This window comes from Paenibacillus sp. JT31N11, assembly GCF_056269285.1.
Genome location: NZ_JBWDNQ010000009.1, coordinates 135,102 through 160,527, shown reverse-complemented (window position 1 = coordinate 160,527; position 25,426 = coordinate 135,102). Strand labels below are relative to the sequence as shown.

The window sequence follows — 25,426 nt, the reverse complement described above, 5'->3', positions numbered from 1 at the left end:
TCAACATAAACCGGCTGCATGTCAACTGCAGCCGGTTTATGTCTACTTCTGAGTGCAAGTTCGGGCTGCCCGGCTTTCTATGCACGATGAATGGTACACTGTGAAGAATAAGCAGAAATTCACGTTATCGGAAGGATGTTAAGCATGAGCGAATCCAATCAGGAGTATATCGTAATCTCGGGTGCGAGGGAAAACAATCTCAAGAACGTATCCTTGCGCATTCCCAAGCGGAAGATCACGATCTTCACCGGGGTATCCGGATCCGGCAAGTCATCGATTGTCTTCGATACGATCGCTGCAGAATCCACGCGGTTGCTGAATGAGAACTTCAGCTTGTTCGTACGCAATTTCCTGCCCCGCTATCCGCAGCCGGATACGGACGCGATCGAGAACCTGAGCATGGCTGTTATTGTGGATCAGAAGCGGCTGGGCGGTGGTTCCCATTCCACAATGGGCACGATTACCGATATCTCTCCCATTCTCCGTCTTCTCTTCTCCCGTGTGGGTCAACCCTATGTTGGACAAGCAAACATGTTCTCGTTCAACGATCCGCAAGGCATGTGTACCGAGTGCAACGGGATCGGCCGCAGGCTGGGCGTCGACATGAGCAAGGCGCTCGACAAGTCAAGGTCGTTGAATGAAGGGGCAATCATGCTGCCGGACTATGCGGTAAACGGCTGGGAATGGAACATGATCGTGCAGTCGGGATCCTACGATCTCGACAAGAAGCTGAGTGATTATTCGGAAGAGGAGCTGGATCGGCTGCTATTCGCCAAGGCGAGGAAAGTGGAGATGGATTTCGCCGGGAAGGCAGTGAATGTTACAGTGGAAGGCATCATCGAGAAATTCACCAACAAGTACATCAAGCAGGATGTGAAGACGAAGTCCGAGCGCACGCAAAAAACTGTTGCGCCGTACATCTCCGAGGGCCCTTGCGCAAGCTGCCGCGGCGCGAGACTCAGTCGGGCCGCGCTCAGCTGCAGGATCAATGGACTAAACATTGCGGAGATGTCCTCCATGGAGGTCGGACAGCTCATCCGCGTCATTCGGGAGATTGACGATCGCGCAGCCGCGCCGGTCACCAAGTCGCTGACGGAGCGGCTGCAGCATCTGGTGGATATCGGACTCGACTACTTGACACTTGACCGCGAGACGGATACGTTGTCCGGCGGCGAGTCGCAGCGCGTCAAGATGGTGAAGCATCTGAGCGGCAGTCTGGTGGATGTCACTTACATCTTCGATGAGCCCAGCATTGGCTTGCACCCCCGTGATGTACACCGGCTGGTTGGGCTGCTTCAGAAGCTGCGCGACAAGGGTAATACCGTGATTGTCGTCGAGCATGATCCCGATGTGATCAAGGTGGCGGATCATATCGTCGACGTCGGGCCTCACGCCGGCAGCCGCGGCGGTACCATCGTGTATGAAGGAAGCTTCCAAGGCTTGCTTGAGGCCGGTTCGCTTACAGGCACCCATATGAAGCGGCAGCTCCGCCTGAAGGAAGATTGCAGGCAGCCGTCCGGCAAGCTGTCCATCAAGGATACCACGCTGCACAACCTGCGAAACGTAAGTGCAGATATTCCCACCGGAGTGCTGACAGTCATTACGGGAGTCGCCGGCTCGGGCAAGAGTACGCTGATTAGCGACGTATTCCTCAGTCAGCATCCGGATGCAATCGTTATTGACCAATCGGCGGTAGGGGTATCAACACGTTCGAATCCCGCGACCTACACGGGTATTATGGATGATGTGCGCAAAGCGTTTGCTTCCGCGAACAAAGTGGGCCAAGGCTTGTTCAGCTTCAACTCCAAGGGGGCTTGCGAGAACTGCCAAGGGCTGGGTGTTGTGTATACAGACCTTGCATTCCTCGACAGCGTGAAGCTGCCATGCGAAGTATGCGGAGGCAGACGCTTCAAGGAAGAGGTGCTCGCGTACAAGCTGAACGGCAAGTCAATAGCAGAAGTGCTGGAGATGACTGTGGAGCAGGCATTGGATTTTTTTCAGCTAAAAGAGGTTGTGCGCAAGCTCCAGGCGATGAGCGATGTGGGGCTGAACTATATTACACTCGGCCAGCCGCTCAGCACGCTCTCGGGCGGGGAATGCCAGCGCATCAAGCTGGCAAGCGAGCTTCATAAGAAGGGCAGCATCTACGTGATGGACGAGCCGACGACCGGTCTGCATATGTCGGATATCGGTCACCTTCTGGAGATCATGAACCGCCTCGTGGATGCCGGCAATACGGTGATCGTCATCGAGCACAACCTCGATGTGATCAGCCAGGCGGACTGGATCATCGATATGGGACCGGACGGAGGCAGCAAGGGCGGCCAGGTGGTGTTCGAGGGCACACCTTCGCAGATCATCCATGCGGAGCAGTCGATCACGGGAAGATACTTGATGTAATCGGGTCAAGGGATACGTTCAATGAGAATTCATAGGTGTCAAGCCAGATAAAAAAAAGGTACGTTCCCTCCAGTTTCTATGGAGAGAATATACCTTTTTTCTGTAGAATCAGGGCTAGCCGCGCAAATCTTAAACCGCATTCAGAGCAATATCTTCGTCTTCGTCACGGTTAAATGCTTCGCGGTCGAACTCGCCTTCAGAGGTTGCCACGAGCAGGGAGGTAACCGTCGTCCCGGTCGCGTTAACGGCTGTGCGGCCCATGTCGATGAGTGCTTCCACGCCTGCGACGATCGCGATTCCTTCAAGAGGCAGGCCAAGTGCCGTGAGCACAACGGTCGTGGAAATAACGGCCGGACCGGGGACGCCGGCAACTCCGATCGAAGAGATGATGCTGACCAGCACGAGAATGATATAGTCGGTCGCCGTCAAATCAATGCCGAATACTTGAGCGGTGAATACCGCCACGATAGCTGGCCACACGCCGCCGCAGCCGTTGAAGTTGACCGATGCTCCCAGCGGAGCAACGAAGCTGGCGATGCGCGGGGAGACATGAAGCCGCTTTGTAATGACTTCCAGATTGACCGGAAGCGTTGCATAGCTGCTGCGGGTGGTGAAAGCGACAGCGATGGTCGGGTAAATTTTGCGGAAAAATTTAAAAGGATTCACTTTGGCGACAAGCAGCACGAGACCGCCGAATACAAGCACGAAATGGATGATTAGAGCGACATAAGAGCTGACGATAACGCTGCCGAGCTCCTGCAGGGTGTCCCATCCGTAACGCGCCGCAACTCCCGCTATTAGGGCGAATACGCCATACGGAGTCAAGCGAATGACAAATTTGACGACCTGGTGCAGCACCTGCGTCAACGATGAAATCAGATCCCGGACTGGTTTTACGGCCTCCGCGTTTTTGGAACCAACTTTAATGATTGCAACAGCGAGGAAAATCGCAAAGATCAGAATCGGGACAACTTTGCCTTCCGCAGCCTCGTTGAACGGATTAGACGGTATAAGCTGCAGAATAACTTCCGAGAAGGTCGGAATCTCGCGGGCGGCAAAATCTGCCGGTACAGTCTGCTCAATACCGGCTCCCGGATTAAACAGCAGGGCAACCAACAGGCCGATTACCGAAGCGATACCGGTTGTTCCAAGAAACCAGGCGAACGTCTTGAAGCCGATTTTACGCAAATAGTCCAGACTGGTCAGCGACGCGATACTGTTGAGCACGAGGACGAATACAAGCGGAATAACGAGCATGCGAATTAAGCTGACATAGATGCTGCCGAACGTGCTGATCCCTTTAATTTCAAAGTTTTCCAGGTTTTGAAAAAGAATGCCTACAAGCAACCCGAGCCCGAGTCCGACCAGCACCCGTGTACCGAAGCTTACCCGTCTTCGCGCCAGGAAGAACAGAAAACCGAATACAATAAGGGATATAATGAAGCTGTACCCGTTTGTTTCGATGGCAGAGAGCAAGTTATTTTCAACGTTGTCCATCTTTAAACCCTCCTAAACCCAGTGATTTTATGTGAATTATGATTTGCAAATTCAATGTACAAAGTTCCAATCAGAAAGTCAAATGTTTTTTTATTTTACTGACATAGGTTGTGGAAAAGTACTAAAAATTAATTCTGCTAAAATTACTGGGTAAAATCCTTTTAGCATGGTGGTATCAAAGTAATATCAAGACAATTTCCAGCTCTGACATTTCAGGATTAGCCTGCATGAAAATACCAGTTCTTTGGGCTGAGAGTTTATCGAATCGTTTCGAAGAAAATGGATTAGATAATTCAAATTGCAATATTTTAAAGAAATTTAAGCCAAAAACGGTATTGAAATCGCTTTATTATTCGGTTATAGTAAAAAAGTGATTCGAAACGATTCGATGAAAGATAAAATACTTTCGAAAGGGGGGTGTAAATGGCCACCATCAAGGATGTTGCAAAGCAAGCGGGAGTCGCCGTTTCGACGGTTTCGTACGTATTGAATAACGACTCTCGGGTCAGCGAACAAACCAGACTCAAAGTGCTGTCCGTTGTCGATGCGCTCAACTATCGGCCGAACGCGACGGCACGGAATTTGAAGCGCAGAAAGACCGAAACGATCGCATTGTTCGTGACCGGTTTCGGCGGACCGTTCTTCAGTTCGGTTATTGAAGGGCTTCAAGAAGTCGTCGAGTCCAACGGATATGATCTCATCGCTTGCAGCACGGGGATTGACCGGAATTCGTCCAGCCGCTTCCTCCAGGAAAAGCTTTTTGACGCTGCGGTCATCTTCGGTCCTACGATTCCGGATGAGCTGCTCGTGCAAATAGCATCCAAGTCCTTTCCGATCGCAGTTATGGACCGGGAACTTAAGGCGGATCACGTGCATCAGGTTTTGATCAATAACGTTCAGGGCGCATACAACGCAACCATGCATTTGGCCGCTCAAGGCTACCGGAATATCGGATATTTAAGCGGCGGCGTCAGTTCTTACAATAACCAAAAGCGATTCGAAGGGTATAAGAGCGCGCTTGCGGATGCGGGGCTTTCTTTTCAGGTCTCCTATACGGCCCAGGGGCATTTCACTGAACAGGGCGGGTATCAGGCTGCCAAGGCGTTGATCATGAGCGGCAAAGTTCCTGAGGCGATTTTTTCTGCGAACGATGAGATGGCGATCGGCTGTATCCAGGCGTTGACGGAAGCCGGCTACCGCGTTCCCGAGGATGTAGCCATCGTGGGATTTGATGATATTCAACTTTCCTCCTATGTTCGTCCGGCTCTGACGACGATCAAGCATCCGATGCGCGAGTGGGGTTCGCTCGTGACGCATACGATATTCCAAGCGCTTCATGACGGCATGGAAGAATCCAAGAAGATCATGCTGGATACTGAACTGGTCGTTAGGGAATCTTGCGGAATGCAACTGAAAAATACGATATCCACTTGAATACTATCGTCACAGGCGCCAGCTTCGGCGGCGCGCTATTACCGGATTTGGATACGCTTACATATGCAACCCGGACTCCGTTCCGGGAAGCCATACCATTAAAGCGAGGCTGTAGAGGCTCGTTATTTGTAGGGGGAAAATCGATGAGAAAAACGGTTGGCGCAATCCTGATTTCAATCATGCTGGTTAGTCTGCTTGCCGGCTGCTCCAGCAATAATGCGAACAATGGCGGCAGCAATGCCGCGAATGGCGGAACCAACGCAACGAATGGCGGAGTCAATGCCGCGGACGGCGGAACCAATGCCGCAGACGCGGGGGCGCAGACCAATACGGGCGAGGCAGCCAATGCGGGCGATTCTTCCTCAAACGAGGTCGTAACGCTCAAGTTTGCGACTTGGAGCGATCCCGTGATGGAGCAGAAGAAGATTGACGCTTTTATGAAATCCCATCCGAACATCAAAATCGAAATCGACAAATCCGTTACCTGGCCGTGGGACGAGAAGCTTGGCGCAGCGGCCGCAGCGGGCAAGCTTCCGGATGTTTTCTTCGTATTTAACGGGCCGGCGAACGTGGCCAACGGCTGGCTTGGCGACTTGAACCCTTATTTGGAGACCGATTCCGATTACAGTCCGGATAAGATTTTCAGCAATCTGAGCGAAACGGGCCAGTATAACGGCAAGCAGTATATGCTGCCGCATCAAATGTTCATGACCGGCGTTCTGATCAATGTGGATCTCTTCAATAAGGAGAACATTCCGCTGCCGAAGAAGAATTGGACGACGAATGAATTTGAGGACATTGCGAAGAAACTGACGAAAGTAAGCGACCACCAATTCGGCGTGGAGAACATCGTCGGCGCCCGCGAGTCGTTCGTCCCGCAGTTCGATCCGTCTCTCGGCTGGCTCACCTATGACGGCACGAAGTTCAACTTCGACAATCCTGCGTTTTCCGACACGATCCACTGGATCAACAACATCGTATACAATGACAAAACCTCGGTGGATCTGTACGAGCGCATAGAGCAGGACAAATGGTACGGCAAGGACAAGAGCGGCTTCGTGGCCGGTAAAGTGGGCATGAAAATCGATGCGAATTGGGCTTTCGCCGACTTGGCCAAAAACGCGAAGTTCAAATGGGACTTCATGCCGCTGCCGGCCGACAAGGGCCAGCGCGTTCCGATCATCACGGACTATATCGGCATGGCGGCGAATACCGAGCATCCGAAAGAAGCCTATGAATTCATTAAATGGCTGACCTTCTCCAAGGATGGCTGGCTGCAGCGCATCAATGAGATCGAAAAACCGATCTCCACGATGCCGCTGGTCAGCGACCGCGACGTTTGGGACGCCTACCTGAAAACGACGTTCACGGCGCCGGGAATCAAAGACGTCATCTCGATGATCGGCGACGGCTTCGTCGACGGCTTCAAATGGCTGCCGGGCGATGCGGAAATCATCGATAAAGTGCTTAATCCTTACGATACGAAAAAAGACCTCGTTACGCTAAAAGTGAAGCCGGAAGATGTTGCAAAAGATATTCAGCAAAAAGCGATGGATATTTTCGACAAAAACAAAACGCAAATCGACGCGGCAACCAAGTAACCGCTTAAGCTGGCTCCTTTTCTTCGCATGGAAGGGAAGGAGCCTATCATTTGGCAGTAAAGGAGCAAGGACATGATGAGAAGGCTTGTAGCCGTCATTTTGACCGTGGCGATGCTATTGGGCGTCGTCTGTCTGTCCGAAGCGCCGGCGACCGTGTCCAAGGCTTACGCGGAAGACGGGGGCGGCGGCAATACGGATACTGACAACTCGGATGTGCTGGATGCGCTTTTCGGCAGCCCGGATAAAAACGATTCCGAAACCAAGCCCGACAGCCAGCAAGGCGCGGGGCAAAAGCAGGAAGAAGGCGTCAAGGAGGTCGTAGGGGATGATTACTTCGACGTCCTGCAGCAATGGAAGAAGGATGGCATTCAAGCGATACCCGGATTCCAAACGGCGGTTGAGCCGTCGGCGTTCACCGTCGACGGACGCGAGGCGCAGCTGACGACAGCGGCGGACAGCAGCGATTACGGCTCGCCGGTCTTCCGGTGGGACGAGAAGGCGTCCGCGATTTCTTTCCATGTCCGGATTCCGCAAGACGGACTCTATCAAGTGAAGCTGGATTACTATCCGCTTACGGATAAAGTCATCGCTATACAGCGCGGCATTCAAATCGGCGGCAAGTACCCGTATTTTCAAGCGCGCCAATTCGAGCTTCCGACGTATTGGAAGAACAGCCGCTATCCGTTCGCGCAAGATTTGCTCGGCAATGACGTGCTGCCCGACCAGGAAGTGCTGCCGGGCTGGCGTACCCAGTACGTGGAAGCCCCGGCATCCGCGGACGACCTTCCGCTGTTGTTTCATTTTGAGGCGGGCGACAACGTTGTGACGCTTCCGTTCGTCAGCGAGCCGGTTTTACTCGGCAATGTCGTCATCGCAAGCCCGGCGGAGCTGCCAAATTACGCCGATTATCATCGCTCATCGGGTTCCGACTCCCCATCCTACATAGCTGCCGTAGAGGCGGAAGACATCGTCATGAAAAACGAGCCGTTCATACGCGCTCAAGCGGACGGCAATCCCTCCGCGGTTCCGTTCAGCAGCAAAATGCTTCGTCTCAATGCGCTCGGCGGCGACTCGTGGCAGGTCAGCGGGCAGAGCGTAACCTGGAAGTTCCAGGTGCCGCAGGAGGGCAATTACCGCATCGCCTTCAAATACAAGCAGGGGCCGATTACAAGCGACACGGGAACCGACATGCCGGTGTTTCGTTCGATGCGCATAGATGATGACCTTCCGTTTCAGGAAGCGCTGGAAGTAGCGTTTCCCTATGTCTCCGACTGGACCAACCGCGACGCGTCGGACAAGCGGGAGCAGCCGTTTCTCTTTCATTTGACGGCAGGCGAGCACACCTTGACGCTCACTGCCAACGATACGCCGTACCGCGAGACGATCCGCGCGATTCAGGATGCGATGAAAGGCGTCAACGACTTCATCATCGAGCTGAAGATGGCGACGGGCAACACCCAGGACACGAATCGGGACTGGGATTTGACCGATCAGATTCCGGATGCGGCATCGCGGCTTACGCAATATGCCGAAATGCTGGAGAAGCGCAACGCCTGGCTGATGGCCGCCATCGGCAAAACGACGGACGCGTCCAAGTCGCTCGTCATTTCGGCTCAGATTCTGCGTGCGCTCGCGGCGAACCCGAACGCGATTCCCTACAAGACCGACCAGCTGACAGGCGGCTCCAATTCCGTCATGCAGCTGCTGGGGAAAACGCTGGCGAAGCTGCCCAATCAACCGCTGATGCTTGACCGGTTCTATGTCTATGCGGACAAGGACTTGCCGCACGCAACAGCAAGTTTCTTCAGCCGGATGAATTCGTATCTCTCGGTCTTCTTCGGATCCTTCACCAAGGACTACGGCAAAATCAACGACAACGGGGACGATGCGCTGCAAATTTGGGTCAATCGTCCGCGCCAATACGTAATGGCGATGCAGCAGCTGGCGAACGAGGAGTTCACGAAGAAGACGGGCATCAAAGTCTCGTTCTCCCTGATGCCCGACGAGACCAAGCTCGTTCTCGCCAATGCCGCGGGCAATTCGCCGGATGCCGCGCTGTCGATCAACACGACGACGCCGTTCAACCTGGCGGTACGCGGGACGCTGACCGATTTGAAGCAATTTCCGGACTACGATCAGGTCATGAAGCGGTTCGCTCCGGGGACGATGCTTCCCTACCAATTCAACGGCGGCACGTACGCGCTGCCGGAAACCCAGGATTTCTGGGTGCTGTACTATCGCAAGGATATTATGGATGCTCTTCATCTGCCGATCCCCGATACGATGGAGGATGTGAAGAAGCTGCTGCCGGAACTGCAGCGGTACGGACTGAACTTCTACGATCCGCTGGCGCAATCGGGCGGCAACAAGCAAATTTGGCTGACGTCTCCGTTTATTTATCAGCATGGCGGCGAGCTGTTTACGAAGGACGGCGCCAAGACGGCGATCGATAGCGAGCAGGCAATCGCGGGGATCAAGGAAATGACGGATCTGTTCACGGTGTACAACCTGCCGCTCAACGTGCCGAATTTCTATAATCACTTCCGCGACGGCAGCCTGCCGATCGGGATCTCGAATTTCACGACCTACATCCAGCTGATGTCGGCAGCGCCCGAAATCAGCGGTCTCTGGAAAATCGCACCGATGCCCGGCGTGGCCGGGAAAGACGGTACGGTCGAACGCTGGGCAGCGGGAACGGCGCAGACGTCGATTATTTTTAAAAACAGCAAACGGCAGCAGGATGCGTGGGAATTGCTTCAATGGTGGACCTCCACCGACACGCAGGTGAAATTCGGCAACCGGATGCAGACGATTTACGGCCCGACCTTCATGTGGAATACGGCGAATCTGGATGCCTTCCAGCAGATGGCGTGGCCTTCCTCGGACATCAAGGTCGTGCAGGAGCAGTGGAAATGGCTCAAGGATACACCGCATATTCCGGGGGATTACATGCTGGAGCGGCAGCTCAGCGATGCATGGAACAAAATCGTGTTCGACGGTGTCAATCCGCGGCGCGCGATCGAGGACGCGACGATATTGACCAACCGCGAGCTCGCGAAAAAACTGGAGGAGTTCGGTTTTATGAAGAACGGCGCCTGGGTTAAACCGCTCAAGGTACCGGCGCTCCCCGGCGCGGAAAGGCAGGGCAATGACAAATGAGTGAAATGACCGTCCTGAAGGCAGAAGCACGGCCAGCCGTGAAAAGGAAAATGAAGCATTCGCTGCGGGAAGAGTTGTCGGCTTATCTGTTCCTGAGTCCGTTCCTGATCCTGTTCTCGCTCTTTATCATCATTCCGGTCGGTGCAGCGATTGCGTTATCGTTCACCTACTTTAACACGGTCCAGCGTCCGGCATTCATCGGATTGCAGAATTACGTGAATCTATTGACACAGGACAGCGAGTTCATGATGTACGTCCTGCCGAATACGATCAAGTTCGCCCTGCTCGTCGGTCCTGGCGGCTATATCCTGTCCTTCTTCCTGGCATGGCTGCTTTCCCAAATCTCGCGGAAGCCGCGGACCGTGCTGGCGCTGGTGCTCTACTCGCCGTCGATGACGGCCGGCGTGGCGATGACGGTCATCTGGCTGACGTTATTCAGCGGCGACAGCGCCGGCTATCTGAATTCGGTTCTGCTCAAGCTGAATCTGATTCAACAACCGATCCAATGGACGCAGTCGCCGCACTATCTCATGCCGATCATGGTGATCGTCACACTGTGGAACAGCATGGGCGTCGGATTTCTTGCGATGCTGGCCGGCATTCTGAATATCAACAAGGAAATGTACGAGGCAGGCTACATCGACGGAATCCGCAACCGGCTGCAGGAGATTTGGTATATTACAATCCCTTCCATGAAACCGCAAATGCTGTTCGGAGCGGTCATGGCGGTCGTCGGCACGTTCCAGGCAGGGGAGATCGGCGTGCAGCTGTCGGGCACGAACCCGACGCCCCAATATTCGGGGCAGCTGCTGATCAACCATATCGCGGATTACGGCTTTATCCGGTATGACATGGGGTACGCTTCAGCCGTCTCGGTCGTCCTTCTGCTGATCATATACGGATTCTCGAAGCTCGCTTGGCGTTTGTTCGGCGAGAAAGATTAGGGGCGCATATGAACAGCTGTCTACAAAAACGAGTAAGAAGGTGGTCTGGTGGCTTCATTTCATGGCAATAAAATCAATCCGAGCCGAATCGGCTTCGGACAGCTGAAATTTTATCTGTTTCTCGTTCCGCTCGGCTTCATCATGGTCCTGCCGATTGTCTTCATGTTCTCGCAAGCGCTGAAGCCGCTGGACGAGCTGTTCCTGTTCCCGCCGACGTTCCTTGTACACAAGCCGACCTTCGAGAATCTGCTCTCGCTGCTCAGCTTGAAGGATATGAGCGTCATTCCGGTGACCAAGTACTTATTCAACAGCGTCGTCGTTTCGGCGGTCGTGGTGATCTTATCGCTGCTGACCAGCGCGATGGCGGGGTATGCACTGTCGAAGAAGAAATTCAGGATGCGCAAGGTCATCTTCGAAATCAATACGATCGCGCTCATGTTCGTGCCGGCGGCGGTGACGATCCCCCGCTACCTGATCATCGAGAAGCTCGGCCTGATCAATACATACTGGGGCCATATGCTGCCGCTGATGGCGCTCCCGGTCGGCGTGTTTCTGGTCAAGCAGTTCGTGGACCAGATTCCGAATGAGCTTCTGGAAGCGGCGGAGATGGACGGGGCGAAGGACCGCTATATTTTCGCGAGAATCGTCATGCCCCTCATCTCGCCCGCCATGGCGACCGTGGCGATTCTGGCGTTCCAAACGGTGTGGAACAACGCGGAGACGTCCAGCCTGTACATGAGCAAAGAGACGCTCAAGACGTTCGCGTTCTATATGACGACGCTCAGCACGACGGTCGGCAACAACGTGGCCGGCCAAGGGGTGGCTGCAGCTGCCGCGCTTATAATGTTCATTCCCAATTTAATCATCTTTATCTTCATGCAAAGCAAGGTCATGGATACGATGGCGCACTCGGGTCTGAAGTAAAGGAAGGGGACGCACATGGTGAAATGGAAATCCGTTATTTACGCAATCGTCATCCTCTCCTTACTGCTCGCCGCTGCGCCCGGCGTCGCCAGCGCCCGGTACGATGCCTTCACGTTCAAGCAGAACGGGCAGCCAAGATTGACGCAAACCGCTTATGTGCCGATGGGCGCCATCGACGGTTACAGCATGTTCGGCGCAGAAGCGGCGGAGCGGGAAGGCCAGCTGACGGTATCACTCGATCAGCCGCAGGATTTATTCATCGATGCTAGCAATCATATTTTCATCGCGGATACCGGCAACAGCCGCGTGCTGGAGCTGGACGAACGCGGAAGTCTGATCCGCATCATCGGAGCAGGGGATCTGGATGAGCCGACGGGCATCTACGTCGACGGCGCCGGCAAGCTGTATGTGGCCGACCACGGCGCGGAGCAGGTCTTTGTTTATGACAAGAGCGGCAAGAAAACCACGGCGATCGACCAGCCGGAATCGCTGCTGTTCGGGAAGAGCAACGCCTTCAAGCCGAGAAAAATCACCGTCGACCTGCGGGGTAATCTGTACATTGTCGGCGAGGGTCTCGTGCAAGGGCTTGCCCAGATGAGCGCAGACGGCAGCTTCCTGGGCTATTTCGGGGCGAATCGGGTGGGCTTCAGCCTCGAGCGCTCACTTCAGAAAACGTTCTTCACGCGGAAGCAGCTGAGCCAGCTGTCGCAGAAGCTTCCTCCCTCCCCGAGCAACGTGGCCATCGGCGAGGACGGACTCGTCTTCACCGCGACGGTCGGGCTTGACGGCGGCAGCATTAAGAAGTTGAATGTGGCCGGCGATAATTTGCTTCGTTCGTCTTCTTATATGAGCGGGACTATCGCGGATGTGACGATCGACCGGATGGGCAATATTTACGCCGCTGACTCCGTGGAAGGCTTCATCTATGTCTACGACAAGGACGGCAGCCTGCTCTTCGGCTTCGGCGGCATGGATGCGGGCTACCAGAGCCTCGGGTATTTTACGTCCCCTTCGGGCATCGCAGTCAATAGCAACGGCTTGCTGTACGTACTGGACAAGGAGCGCGGCAACATTCAGATTTTCAAGCCTACGCCATTCGCGACGCTCGTAGGCAAGGCGGTGTCGCTGTATTTGGACGGCAAATACGTCGAAAGCCTGGAGCCGTGGCGCGAGGTGCTGCGTCTGGACAGCCTGTTCGATTTGGCCCATCTGGGCATCGGGCTCGCCTATTACAAGCAAGGCCTTTTCGACCAGGCATTCGATGAGCTGAAATTCGCCAAGAACGCGGGGGAATACTCCAACACGTATTGGGAATTGCGGCGGGAATGGCTGATGAAGCATGTTTCGACGGTGCTCCTTATTCTGGCGGGGCTGGTCGCCGCTTGGATGGTATTGAAGCGGCTCCACCGCAAATTTGGTCTCGGCGCGCCCGTCGTGGATGCGGTGCGAAGACTGGGACGGGTTCGGATCGTCAGTCAGCTGCTTCACGTATTCCGCATGCTGCGGCATCCGATCGACGGCTTCGAGGAATTGACGAACGGGAAGGCATCCGTCCTGTCGGCGGCTATTCTGCTCGTGCTGTTCGCGGCGGTCCGGCTGTTCGAGGTATTCCAGACGAGCTTTATCTTCGGCGGCGCCGATCCGCTGCAGGTGAGCATCGCATCCGAGCTGCTGAAGGTGCTCGTGCCGCTGCTTGCATGGATTGTATGCAATTATATGGTCAGCGTCATCAACGACGGCGAAGGGAAGTTCAAGGATGTTTTCAAAGGCTCGGTGTATGCGCTCAGTCCCTATCTGTTGTTCGGCGTACCCCTGGCCATCCTGTCCAAAGGACTGACCCTGATGGAGTCGGTCGTGTACGACTACTCCCGCATGATTATTCTGGCTTGGTGCGTATTATTGTTCATCATCATGGTGAAGGAAATCCATGGCTACGAGTTCAGGGAATCGTTCAGGAACATTGCGATCACCCTGTCCGGCATGGTCATTATGGCGGTTATCGCCTTCATTTTCTTCGGATTATCCAGTCAGCTGTGGGATTTCGTGCGGAGCATAGCAGAAGAGGTGAAATACCGTGGCTAAACGAAAGCAAGCCGTTCGATTCGGCCTTAGCCTGGCGGCAGCCGTGCTCGCGGGCTCCATCGCGCATGTTTTTGGCGAGACAGTGGAGCCCGTGAATATCGTCTTGGACAGCACGCTGAACCGGCAGGAGGAGCAGGCCTTTTACAAGTCCAACCGCTTTACGATGCCCGAGCCTGCGCAGACCGGCGTACCTCCGCTTCCTGTCGGTCAAGGGTACGAGCGCATCGGGGATAACGGCAGTCTCGAGCTGTACATGAATAGGAGCACTTACGCCATCGAGGTCAAGAATAAGGAGACCGGTCATGTGTGGTCCTCCGTGCCCGACCCGCAGACGATGCAGCAGGAAGAGCTGAACGAGGATTGGATCAATGCCATGCAGTCGCCGTTCATGCTGGATTATTTCCAGGCGGACGACGCGACGGTCGCGACGAGCAACTTCCGCTCCCAGCAAGGCAAGGCGGTATCGGCCAAACCGATCGAGGGCGGCATGGAAGTAACCTACGAGCTTCCCGATCTGGGGATCAGGCTGACGGTGCGGACGGCGCTGGACGAGACCGGCCTTGTCGTCACGCTGCCGAATGATTCGGTCGTGGAGGAGGGCAGCGGCCGGCTGGCTACCATCCAGCTCTATCCGTTCCTCGGCGCCGTGCGCCAAGCGGATGTGCCGGGTTATCTGTTCATCCCTGACGGCAGCGGGGCGCTGATCCGTTTCCGCGATCAGCAGTCGCGCTTCGACGAGCCGTATGTCGGGGAAATTTACGGCAGCGACGTGACCACGACAGGCTTCGACGGGTCTAACGCCGTTTCGTATCCTGTATTCGGCATCGTGCACGGCGCAGGCCAAAATGCGCTGATGGGCGTCGTCGATCAGGGGAAAGCCAATGCGGAAATCGTGGCTTATCCGAGCGGCGTCAATACGAATTATTACTGGGTATCGACGCGCTTCAAGGTGAGATCCGCGTATTTTCAACCGACCAGCCAGTCGATGGGCGGAATCAATACGTTCACGAAAGTAAAGACCGAAGGAGACAAGGCAACGCGCTATCTCTTCTTGAGCGGCGGCCAGGCGGATTATATCGGCATGGCCGGGGCGTACCGCACCTATTTGCAGAGCAGCGGCATGCTTCCGAAGAAGCCGGCGGAAACCGGCGAAGCCAGTGACATTCCCGTAGAGATCGATTTCCTTGGCGGCGACATCGAGCCTGGTCTCCTCGGCAAGCATGTGCTGAAGCTGACTTCCTTCGAAGAAGCCCAAGGCATTTTGGAAGATTTGCGCAAGCAGGGCGTCACCCGGGTGACGGCCGTGCTCAAGGGATGGAATGCCGGGGGCTTGAACGGCGCCCGTCCCGCCAAGCCGTCGTTTGCCGGCGAGCTGGGCGGCCGCTCCGGTTTCGAGGCGCTGCACGATTACGCGAAGGAGCAGGGGATCACGCTCAGCCTGGAAACCGATTACACTGATTTGCTCAAAGGCAGTCCGCGGACCAACGTCCGTTCGGATGCCGCCCGGATGATTACCGACCGGCTGCTGGAATATCCGTTCGTAAGCAAATTCGTGAGCAGCCTGTACAAGGATTTGAACGGCTATTTCCTTCGTCCGCAGTCCGCGCTCCGCTTGGCGAAGGACGACTTCGGCGCCTTCCGCGGGGACGGGCTGACGAACCTGACGCTGAACGGCACCGGTTATATGCTGTTCTCGGACTATAGCGGCAAGGAGGCGGTTACCCGCACCGATGCGATGCAAATGTACGGCACGCTGCTGGAGGAAGCGAATAAGCAATCGCTGAACCTGGCGGTGAACCAGCCCAACGACTACATGCTGAAAGGGACGGCCTCGTACTTGGGCATAGCGATGGAATCGTCGCAGTTCATGTACACGACAGACACGGTTCCCTTTATCCAAATGACGCTTCATGGCGTCATGGATTATTATGCGAAGGATTCCAACCATCAAGCCGATCCGTCGGAGGACGTGCTCCGCATGATCGAATACGGCGCTTACCCGTCCTTCGTCATTACGAAGGAGCCTTCCTGGAAGCTGCAAAATACGCCGTCGAGCGACCAGTTCTCCACCGCCTACGCGGATTGGGCGCCGGAGATCAAACGCCAGTACGAGATGGCGAACGAGGCGCTGAAGCCGGTGCGGCACGCGTTCATGACGGGGCGCGAGGTGCTCGATTACGGGGTGGTCAAGGTAAGCTACTCCAACGGCGCCGCGATATGGGTGAACTATACCGGCCAGGATTACCGCAGCGGATCAGTTGACGTGAAAGCGCGCGATTTTGCCGTGACGGGAGGCGACCGGTCATGAAGAAGATGAAGATGCCCAAGGCAAGGCGCGAGGCGCTGATCGGGTATACGCTCGTGCTGCCGTGGATCGTCGGCTTCCTGCTCTTTATGGCGTATCCGCTCTATTTCTCGCTCTTCATGAGCTTTCACAAGGTCGCGGTAACGCCGGAGGGTATCAAGACGCAGTATTTGGGCTGGGGCAATTATAAGGAAGCGTTCCTGACGGACCCGGAATTCATTCAACAGCTGCTGCTGTTTGTCAAGTCGACCGTGCTGATGATTCCGATCGTCATCGTGTTTTCCCTGTTCGTCGCGCTGCTGATCAATCAGCCGATCCGGGGACGGCAGCTGTTCCGCGCGATTTTCTTCCTTCCGGTCGTGATCACGAGCGGCGAAGTGGTGCAGGAGCTGTTCTCGCAGGGCGCGGCGACGATTCCTTTGATGGATCAATCCGGCATCATCGATTATTTGCAGAACTCGCTTCCCCATGCGTGGGGGAGCCCGCTGATCGACGTCATCAACAAGTTCATTCTGATCCTGTGGTACTCAGGCGTCCAAATTCTTATCTTCCTGGCGGCGCTCCAGAAGGTGAACCCGCAGGTCTACGAGGCGGCTGCCATCGACGGCGCCTCGCCGTGGGTAAGCTTCTGGAAGGTGACGCTGCCGGAGGTCAAGCCGTTCATTCTGGTCAATCTCATTTACACGACGGTGGATCTGTTCACGAATACGTTCGGTGACGTGATCAAGCTCATTCAAGACAAAATGTTTCAAGTCAACACGGGCTTTGGCTATTCGAGCGCGATGGCCTGGATTTTCTTCGCAGTCATCCTTGTCGTGCTGCTGATCATCGCCTGGTTTTTCCGAAACCGCGACAACGCGGTCAGAAGATAGGAGGAAGACAGATATGAGAGATGTGCCCTCAGAGCCGCAAGTGACGCGGAAAGCGGCGAGCCGGCGGACGGAGCTGCGCCGCTGGATCGATAAAGCGACCCATCTGCTGTGGGGCAGGCAGGGCAATGACGGACTGCTGCTCAAAACCATGGTGTACGCGCTGCTCGTCATCGTCGGGTTCGTATACGTATATCCGCTGCTGTTCATGGTTTCGCAGAGCTTCAAAAGCTTGCCGGATCTGCTCGATCCGACGGTCGGCTGGATCCCGCGGCAGCTGGAATGGAACAATTACGTCCAGGCGTGGCATGTGCTTCACTATATGAAGGCGCTTGGGGTTTCGCTGCTGAATTCGGTCTTGCCGGCCATTGCCCAGACGATATCATGCGCTGTCGTGGGCTACGGCTTCGCCAAATATAAATTCCCGGGCAAGCCCGTGCTGTTCGCGCTGATGCTCATTACGTTCGTGGTGCCGAAGCAGGTCATCATGATCCCCATGTTCCTATTGTTCAAGGAGTATCACATGCTTGAGACACCGCTGCCGTTTATCGTCCCGGGGATCTTCGCCCAAGGGCTGCGCGGGGCGTTGTTCATTCTGATCTATGTGCAATTTTTCCGCACGATTCCGGTTGCGCTCGAGGAGGCTGCCGCGATCGACGGGGCAGGCGCGTTCAAAACCTTCATCCGCATCATTCTGCCTATTTCCGTGCCGGCGATCGTCGTGGTCTATCTGTTCTCCATGGTGTGGCACTGGAACGAAACGTACTTGGCTTCGCTGTACCTGGGCAATGCCATGACGACGCTGCCGCAGGAGCTGAAGACGTTCAACGATGCGTTCAAGGCGATGTACACGGGCGGGGCGAAGGTGACGGACGTCAACGAAGCGATTCGAATGGCGGGCACGCTGCTCATCGTCCTGCCGCTTCTGGCGCTCTACTTGTTCGCGCAGAAGTATTTCACCCAAGTGGTCGACAAAACGGGATTAACCGGAGAGTAAGGCTATGAACATCGGATAACCGTTTCGGCTGCGGCCGGGCCATTCATTTTCAGGAGGAGCGTGTTCGAGAATGATCGAAATCATCGATAAACAGATTCGCATAGACGGCAGGCCGCAAATGATCCTGTGCGGCGAGATTCATTATTACCGGCTGCGCCGCGAGGAGTGGCAGGACCGCATCGACAAGCTGAAGCTGGCCGGCTGCAACGCGGTCGCGTCCTATGTGCCGTGGATTTGCCATGAAGAGACGGAGGGAGAAATCGACCTGCGCGGAACGAAGCGCCCGGAGTATGATTTGGCGGGCTTTATCGATCTGTGCCGCGACAACGGGCTGTACTTCTTCCTGCGTCCCGGACCGTTCATTATGGCGGAGATGAAGAACGAGGGGCTTCCTTACTGGATTTACGACAAGTATCCGGAAATCGTGCCGCTCGGTTGGGACAACCGCCCTGCCACGACCAGGACTGTCGATTACCTGGCGCCGAACTACCTGAAGGAAGTGCGCCGTTGGTATCAAGCCGTGATGGAGATCGCCGCGCCAAGGCTGCAGCCGAGCGGCGGGAACATCATCGCGATCCAGCTGGATAACGAAATCGGCATGCTGTCCTGGGTAAGCAACGGACCGGATTTGACGCCGCTCGTCATGGACGATTTTGCAAGCTGGCTGGCGAAGGCGCATTCGGCCGAAGCGCTCTCTGAACGCTATCCGTTCGACCTCTCGGATCCGGCTGCGCGCTCGTCGGCGCTTCGCTCGCCGGAGGAAGCGTACGCGCCGGCGCTGCATCTGGATTTGGGCCATTACATGCGCAGCCGCTTCTCGCGGTATGTGGATACGCTCCGCCAATATGCCGAAGAATTTGGCGCTTCCGGGGTTCCATTCGTGGTGAACATTCACGGCACCGGGGGAGGACGCGGCTTTACGTTCCCCATCGGCATCAGCCAGCTGTACGAGTCTTACGAAGGCAAGCCGGGTTTACTGTCCGGCTCGGATATCTACTTCGGCGACCTGGACATGAATACATTCCAGGATCTGTACTTGATCAATGGGTTCATGGACGCGGTTCACGACGAGCACCAGCCGCTCACCTCGGTAGAGTTCAACTGCGGCGACGGCAATTTCGGCGAGCTGCTCGCCGCGCGCTACGACGTCTCGGCTGCGGATTTCAAAATGCGCATGTGCGTCGCCCAAGGAAACCGGCTCATCAACTATTACTTGTTCTGCGGCGGCCGCAACGGCAGGCTGGAGCATGGGCGGGACGATGGCAACAACCGCGTCGCCTTCACGGGCGAGCGTCATGGCTTCGCCGCACCCGTCGGGCCGGAAGGGCAGCTGAACTATACGTTTCCGCGGATGGCGCGCGGCATTCAGGCCGTCATGGCTGTTGCCGATAAAGTCGCCGTCATGAATGAAGAGCGCGACGGGGTCGCATTTGCGTTTATTCCCGACTACTACATGACGGAATACCGGTATGCGGGCAGTCCGGCCATGAAGGCGTTGTACGACAATATTGAAGCAAACCGCGCGCACTGGGGCTGGGAGACGATGGCCCGCGCCATGTTGATCGCCGGCTACAGGTTCGGCGCGGCCGATATCCAGAACAGGCCGCTTCGCGTATCCGAAACGCCCGTGCTGGCACTGCTTTCTGCCAGCTATATGGATGAAGCGCTGCAGTGCAAGCTGGCGGATTACCTCATGGAAGGCGGCAATATGCTTCTGTACGGCGAAGTGCCGCAATACGACATGGAAGCTCGTCCGTGCACGATTCTGGCGGATTGTCTGGGCCTTCGCCTGCTTGAAGAGCATCGTGATTCATCCGGTTACTTTCCCTCGGTCATGGCCGAAGGCTGGGCGGCGCCGCGTCCGGAAGTGCGCACGCATTTTGCGCAAACGTTCGAAGCCGTACGCGGGGCGCCGCCGTTCTTCCGCTTGTACGGCAGCGGGCAGCCCTGCGGCTTCGAGTGCATGGTCGGCCGCGGGCGGGCTATCGTCATGACGGCGCGGTATCGAACGGATATCGATCTGTTCCGCACCGCCCTCGAGCGGCTTGGGGCAAAAGCCGGTCTGACGCATGACTGCCCGCATCACGGCATCTTCATGACGTCGACGCGTTCGGCAGCCGGCGAGCGGTTTATCCATCTGTTAAATCTTGACGGCTTCGACAAGACGCTGCGTCTTTACGATGCCGGAGCACCGCTGTTCGAAGGCCGCGAGCTGATGCTGGCCGGTAAGGACGGCGTCATGCTGCCGGTCGGCGTCGCTGTGGGCGGCGCGAACATTGCCGCGTCCACCGCAGAGATCATGGAGGTCGGGGAAGCGCAAATTGTATTCCGGCTCACGCAGGCGGAGGATTGGATCGATCTCGAGACAACGCGCGGGATCCTGCCGGGCGAGAATTACCGGATTGAGAGGTATGGCGGAGTACAGCGGATTATTTCTCATCAGCATGCAAAAGTCGACGACCGGTTGATCGTGCGTTTCGGCGCCTAGTGTTGGGAAGGGAGAGAACAAGATGGCCTTATCGGACGAGTCTTTGTTGGAGCTCGAGAGCAAGCGAAGCTTTCTGTTTTTCTGGGAGGAAGCGAATACGGACCCTGCAAGCCCGGGTTACGGACTGATCCGTGACCGGGCGCCGGGGCGTCCGGATATGGCGAGCATCGCCTCGGTCGGTTACGGCTTGACCGCGATCGCGATCGGTGCCGAACGGGGATGGGTGACGCGCGAGGAAGCATTCGAGCGCGCACTTGGAACGCTCTATACCTGCTGGAAGAATGCCGAGCATCGTCACGGCTTCCGCGAAGCAATACCGCAATTGCGAAGTATCCGTCATCGACACGGCGATTTGCATTTGCGGCGCGCTCACAGTCGGTGAATATTTCGGCGGCGAAGTCAAGCGCCTGGCGCAGGCGATCTACGAACGGGTGAAGTGGAATTGGTATCGCAATCCGGAGACGGACCAGTTCTATATGGGCTACAGCGACGAGAAAGGCCAACATTTCGGGACGTGGGATCATTACGCGGAGCAATTCATGATGTATTTCCTCGGCGCCGCGTCTCCGACGCACCCGGTGCCTGCCCATATGTTCGACGACTTCGTGCGTTATGTCGGCTATTACGGCGGACACGGGCCGGTCATTCATAGTACGGGCGGCGCCTTGTTCGTGTACCAGTTCTCGCATGCCTGGTTCGATTTCCGCGGACGCAGGGACCGCTACGGCGTAGACTGGTTCGAGAATTCCGTGCAGGCATCGCTCGCGAACCGGCAGTTTTGTATCGATCATGCAGACCGTTCGAAGACGTTTGGTCCCGATGCGTGGGGGCTTACCGCCTGCGATGGCCCGCGCGGCTACAGCGGCGGTTACGGAGCCGATCCGAACACGACGAAGCGGGATTACGTGGACGGGACGATTCCGCCCTGCGGAGCTGCGGGCTCGATTGTCTTCACCCCGAAGGAATCCATTGCGGCGCTTCGCAACTATTACGAGAACCATCCGCAGCTGTGGGGAAAATACGGCTTCACGGATGCCTTTAACCTGGATGAGACGCCGGCTTGGTACGCGGAGGACGTCATCGGCATCGACAAAGGCATTACGCTGCTCATGATCGAGAATTACCGCACCGGCTTCGTCTGGCGGCAGTTCATGAAAGCCGCTCCGGCACGAATCGGCATGGATATTTGCATGGGTGCAGACAATGACATGAACACAGATACAGACACAGATTCTATTGCTTAAACAGAGAGAAAAGAGGAGAAACGGGTGAGCACCATATCACAGACGACCGATACGAAGATTCACGTGGAAGAAGGCCTTTACCGGTTTACGTTTTTAAGCAGCGGCGATCTGTTCGAGGCCTCTCACAACGGGCATACGCTGATTAATCAATTGCAGGCCAATACGATCGACGGCGCCTTGAATAATCTCTATTTGCGCCGGTTTACGGCGGACGGCGTCGAAGCAGTCCCGCTGCTTGGCATCCGTTCGTCCAGCCGTCTGCGCCGGTCGGAACGGGCGCTGATCTGGGAAGGCTCCGCATGGGGTGTTTCCTACCAAGTCGCCTTTCAGCTGACGGAGATGGGCGTTTGGTTTTGGGAGGTTTCGCTTGGTGGCGCAAAGATCGAGCTCGATGTGATCTACGGCCAGGACATCGGTCTTGCCGACCGGGGAGCCGTGCGTTCCAATGAGGCCTACGTATCGCAATACATCGGGCATTCCGTCTTCAAGGATTCCGCCAAAGGTTATGTCATCTGCTCGCGCCAGAACCAGCCGCAGGGCGGAAAGTTTCCGTACATGCAGCAGGGTTCGCTGACCGGCGCGGCCGGCTATTCGACGGACGGCTTCCAATTCTTCGGCTTGTCCTACAAGGAAACCGATGTCCCTGAGCGGTTGTCGCAGGCGTCGCTCGCGAACGAAATCTACCAGTACGAGTTTGCCTATGCGGCGCTGCAGTCCGAGGGCATCCGGCTGGACGGTACCGCTCGGGTCGTTTTCTATGGAATGCTGAGGGACGATCATCCTCATGCGGCTGAAATGCTTGAATTTGGCGAAGACGTGGCCGAGGCCTGGAGGCAGGTTGGCGAACGCCGGCTGGAGCCGGGCGATTATTTGGAGATGCCGGCACTCAAGGAAACGATCGGCAAGCCGCTTCGCGCACTCTCCATGACGCGCGGGGAAATCGAACGCCATTTTCCCGTGCGCTTGCAGGAGGAGCTGGACGGCGAGACGCTGCTGTCGTTCTTCACTTCTACTTACGAGCATATTGTGCTGAAGGAGAAGGAGCTGCAAGTGGAGCGTCCGCACGGGCATATCCTGATGACCGGCGGCAACGACCGCTTGAACGACCAGGTCCTGACGACAACGGCTTACATGTACGGCATGTTCAACTCGCAGCTCGTCGTGGGCAATACGTCGTTTCATAAAATGATATCCAACGCCCGCAGCGCCTTGAACGTCTTGAAAGCATCCGGTCAACGGATTTATGTCGAGCTTGACGGCAGCTACCGGTTGCTCACGCTGCCTTCGATGTTCGAAATGGGCTTCAATTACGCTCGTTGGTCCTATAAGCTCGAAGATGATATCGTGACGATCACGTGCTTCACGGCCGTGGATGCGCCGGAGGTCTGCCTGCAGGCAGCGTCGGAGAAAGGGATCGCGTACCGTTATTTGGTCACGAATCAAGTGATCATGAACGTGAACGAGTATGAACGGCCTTTCCTCATGGAGCATAGTGGGGACACTGTCACCTTCAGAGCCGCGGAAGGAACACTCAGCGCTTCGGCTTACCCGGACTTGCGTTATCGCCTGCGTGTGACGGGTGCGGAAATGAACGTCGGCGACGAACGCTTGCTTGCGGCCAATGTACGGGCAGGCGATGCTTCGCTCGTAGTGCTGGAACTGGCCGCAAGCCCGTCCTGGAATCTAACCGTTCAAGGCTTGCTGCACGGTCAGCCGCTGCCATTCGAAGACCGCTCGCTGGAAACGGAGAAGGAGCGGTACGCGCGGTTTTTAAGCAAGGTCATGAACGGGTTTCGCCTGTCCATGGAGGAGGGCATTCCCGCCGAGCTGGACAAAATGAATGCGCTGGCATGGTGGTACACTCACAATATGCTCGTGCACTTCTCCTCTCCGCATGGGCTTGAGCAATACGGCGGGGCGGCTTGGGGAACACGCGACGTCTGCCAAGGGCCGGTTGAGTATTTCCTGGCGACGCACAACTACGGCACAGTCCGGGATATTCTGCTGAGAGTATATGCGCATCAATACGAGGACACGGGGAACTGGCCGCAGTGGTTCATGTTCGACCGCTACTTCAACATTCAAGCCGACGAGAGCCATGGCGATATTATCGTCTGGCCGCTTAAAGTGCTGGGCGACTACCTGCGGGCGACGAAGGACTTCGGCATTCTGGAGGAGCTTGTTCCGTTTATGAACCGACAGACCTTCGATTTCGCGGAAACCCGTTCCTCCGTGCTGCTGCATGCCCGCAAGGAAATTGAATACATCCGCGCACATTTCGTGCATGGCACGCATCTGTCTGCTTATGGAGACGGCGATTGGGATGACACGCTGCAGCCCGCGAACACCCTGCTCAAACGATTCATGGTGAGCAGCTGGACGGTTGCGCTGACCTTTCAGACGATCAAGGGATTTGCGACGGCCGTCGAAGAGTACGACGCGGCGCTTTCCGAAGAGTTGAAGGGGCTGGCTGCCGGCATTCAAACGGATTTCAACCGCTTCATGCTTGCGAAGGACGTCATTCCGGGCTTTCTGTATATGGAAGAGCCGGAAGCTGCCGAGTTGATGCTTCATCCGGAGGATACGTCGACCGGCATCCGCTATCGCTTGCTTCCAATGACCCGGAGCATGATCGGCGAGCTGCTGACGAAGGAACAAGCGGAGGCGCACTATGCCATCATTAAAGAGAAGCTCTATTTCCCTGACGGCGTCAGGTTAATGGACAGGCCGGCATCCTATGCGGGCGGCGTCAGCACGCGCTTCAAGCGCGCGGAGCAGGCGGCCAACTTCGGCCGCGAAATCGGTTTGCAGTACGTCCATGCGCATATTCGCTTCGTTGAGGCGATGGCCAAGCTGGGTTACCGCGACGAGGCGTGGAAGGCGCTGCAAATGATCAACCCGGTCGGGCTGACGGATGTGGTGCCGAATGCCGAGCTTCGTCAGAGCAATGCGTATTTCAGCAGCTCCGACGGGAAGTTTAACGACCGCTACGAAGCGCAGAAGCGGTTCGAAGCGCTCAGAGACGGCCAAGCGCCGGTCAAGGGAGGCTGGCGAATCTATTCCAGCGGTCCGGGGATCTATATGAACCAGCTCATTTCGGGCTGCCTGGGTATCCGTCAGGAAGGCGGCGATTTGGTGGTGGATCCCGTACTTCCCGCCGAGCTGTCCGGCTTGCGGTTTGCCTTCCGGTTCATGGACCGGCCGGTCGAGTTTGTCTACCGCCTTGCAGGCGGCGAGGGCAATCGGGTCGCGGTGAACGGCGCGGATGTACGGGTTCGGGAAACGCATAATCGCTATCGGCCGGGCGGAATGCGGATTGGCCGGGAGCTTCTGGCTGCCGCTCTGACATCCGAACATAACGTAATCGAGATCTTTATTTAAGGGAAGGGGGGCGTACGAAGCAGGACGCCTATCCAATAGCGATGCTTCGGTTCGGCATAGTTAACAAGCGAGCAGATTTTACTAACTAACAGGAATGGTGG

The 25,426-nt window shown here is 56.2% G+C and carries 15 protein-coding genes; 14 read left to right on the top strand and 1 reads right to left on the bottom strand.

Annotation, left to right across the window (positions count from 1 at the left end; all coding sequences use genetic code 11):
- Nucleotides 1–144 precede the first annotated feature (144 nt).
- Nucleotides 145–2,400, top strand: coding sequence for an ATP-binding cassette domain-containing protein (locus AC0YNV_RS26800; protein WP_475770770.1), 2,256 nt, complete (start codon nt 145–147; stop codon nt 2,398–2,400).
- 129 nt (nt 2,401–2,529) lie between these two features.
- On the opposite strand, the gene AC0YNV_RS26795 is transcribed toward AC0YNV_RS26800, so the two are convergent.
- Nucleotides 2,530–3,897: a dicarboxylate/amino acid:cation symporter gene (locus AC0YNV_RS26795; protein WP_475770769.1), complete on the bottom strand. Its 1,368-nt coding sequence runs from the start codon at nt 3,895–3,897 to the stop codon at nt 2,530–2,532.
- A gap of 423 nt (nt 3,898–4,320) precedes the next feature.
- Between AC0YNV_RS26795 and AC0YNV_RS26790 the strand changes: the two genes are divergently transcribed.
- The 13 genes from AC0YNV_RS26790 (at nt 4,321) to AC0YNV_RS26730 (ending at nt 25,325) form a co-directional block, all read left to right on the top strand.
- A complete protein-coding gene (locus AC0YNV_RS26790; RefSeq protein WP_475770768.1) occupies nt 4,321–5,331 on the top strand; it encodes a LacI family DNA-binding transcriptional regulator in 1,011 nt (336 codons plus the stop codon).
- Between the two features lie 143 nt (nt 5,332–5,474).
- Entirely contained in the window at nt 5,475–6,932 is a 1,458-nt protein-coding gene (locus AC0YNV_RS26785) for an extracellular solute-binding protein (RefSeq protein WP_475770767.1), read from the top strand.
- Between the two features lie 72 nt (nt 6,933–7,004).
- A complete protein-coding gene (locus AC0YNV_RS26780; RefSeq protein WP_475770766.1) occupies nt 7,005–10,091 on the top strand; it encodes an extracellular solute-binding protein in 3,087 nt (1,028 codons plus the stop codon).
- On the top strand, nt 10,088–11,035 hold the full coding sequence (locus AC0YNV_RS26775) for a carbohydrate ABC transporter permease (protein ID WP_475770765.1): 948 nt from the start codon (nt 10,088–10,090) through the stop codon (nt 11,033–11,035). The genes AC0YNV_RS26780 and AC0YNV_RS26775 overlap by 4 nt, the downstream gene beginning before the upstream one ends.
- Nucleotides 11,036–11,083: 48 nt before the next feature.
- Nucleotides 11,084–11,959, top strand: coding sequence for a carbohydrate ABC transporter permease (locus AC0YNV_RS26770; protein ID WP_475770764.1), 876 nt, complete (start codon nt 11,084–11,086; stop codon nt 11,957–11,959).
- A 15-nt stretch (nt 11,960–11,974) separates the two neighbouring features.
- The gene (locus tag AC0YNV_RS26765) at nt 11,975–14,041 is read left to right on the top strand and encodes a YIP1 family protein (protein ID WP_475770763.1); all 2,067 of its coding nucleotides are present in this window, start codon (nt 11,975–11,977) and stop codon (nt 14,039–14,041) included.
- Nucleotides 14,034–16,349: a DUF5696 domain-containing protein gene (locus AC0YNV_RS26760; RefSeq protein ID WP_475770762.1), complete on the top strand. Its 2,316-nt coding sequence runs from the start codon at nt 14,034–14,036 to the stop codon at nt 16,347–16,349. Before AC0YNV_RS26765 ends, AC0YNV_RS26760 begins: the two co-directional genes overlap by 8 nt.
- Nucleotides 16,346–17,218: a carbohydrate ABC transporter permease gene (locus AC0YNV_RS26755; RefSeq protein WP_475770761.1), complete on the top strand. Its 873-nt coding sequence runs from the start codon at nt 16,346–16,348 to the stop codon at nt 17,216–17,218. Before AC0YNV_RS26760 ends, AC0YNV_RS26755 begins: the two co-directional genes overlap by 4 nt.
- A gap of 13 nt (nt 17,219–17,231) precedes the next feature.
- A complete protein-coding gene (locus tag AC0YNV_RS26750; RefSeq protein ID WP_475770760.1) occupies nt 17,232–18,212 on the top strand; it encodes a carbohydrate ABC transporter permease in 981 nt (326 codons plus the stop codon).
- 70 nt (nt 18,213–18,282) lie between these two features.
- A complete protein-coding gene (locus AC0YNV_RS26745; protein ID WP_475770759.1) occupies nt 18,283–20,700 on the top strand; it encodes a beta-galactosidase in 2,418 nt (805 codons plus the stop codon).
- Between the two features lie 22 nt (nt 20,701–20,722).
- A complete protein-coding gene (locus AC0YNV_RS26740) occupies nt 20,723–21,082 on the top strand; it encodes a hypothetical protein (protein WP_475770758.1) in 360 nt (119 codons plus the stop codon).
- Complete coding sequence (locus tag AC0YNV_RS26735; RefSeq protein WP_475770757.1) at nt 20,982–21,944, top strand: glucoamylase family protein; 963 nt, start codon at nt 20,982–20,984, stop codon at nt 21,942–21,944. Before AC0YNV_RS26740 ends, AC0YNV_RS26735 begins: the two co-directional genes overlap by 101 nt.
- Nucleotides 21,945–21,968: 24 nt before the next feature.
- The gene (locus AC0YNV_RS26730; RefSeq protein ID WP_475770756.1) at nt 21,969–25,325 is read left to right on the top strand and encodes a GH36-type glycosyl hydrolase domain-containing protein; all 3,357 of its coding nucleotides are present in this window, start codon (nt 21,969–21,971) and stop codon (nt 25,323–25,325) included.
- Nucleotides 25,326–25,426: the final 101 nt, after the last annotated feature.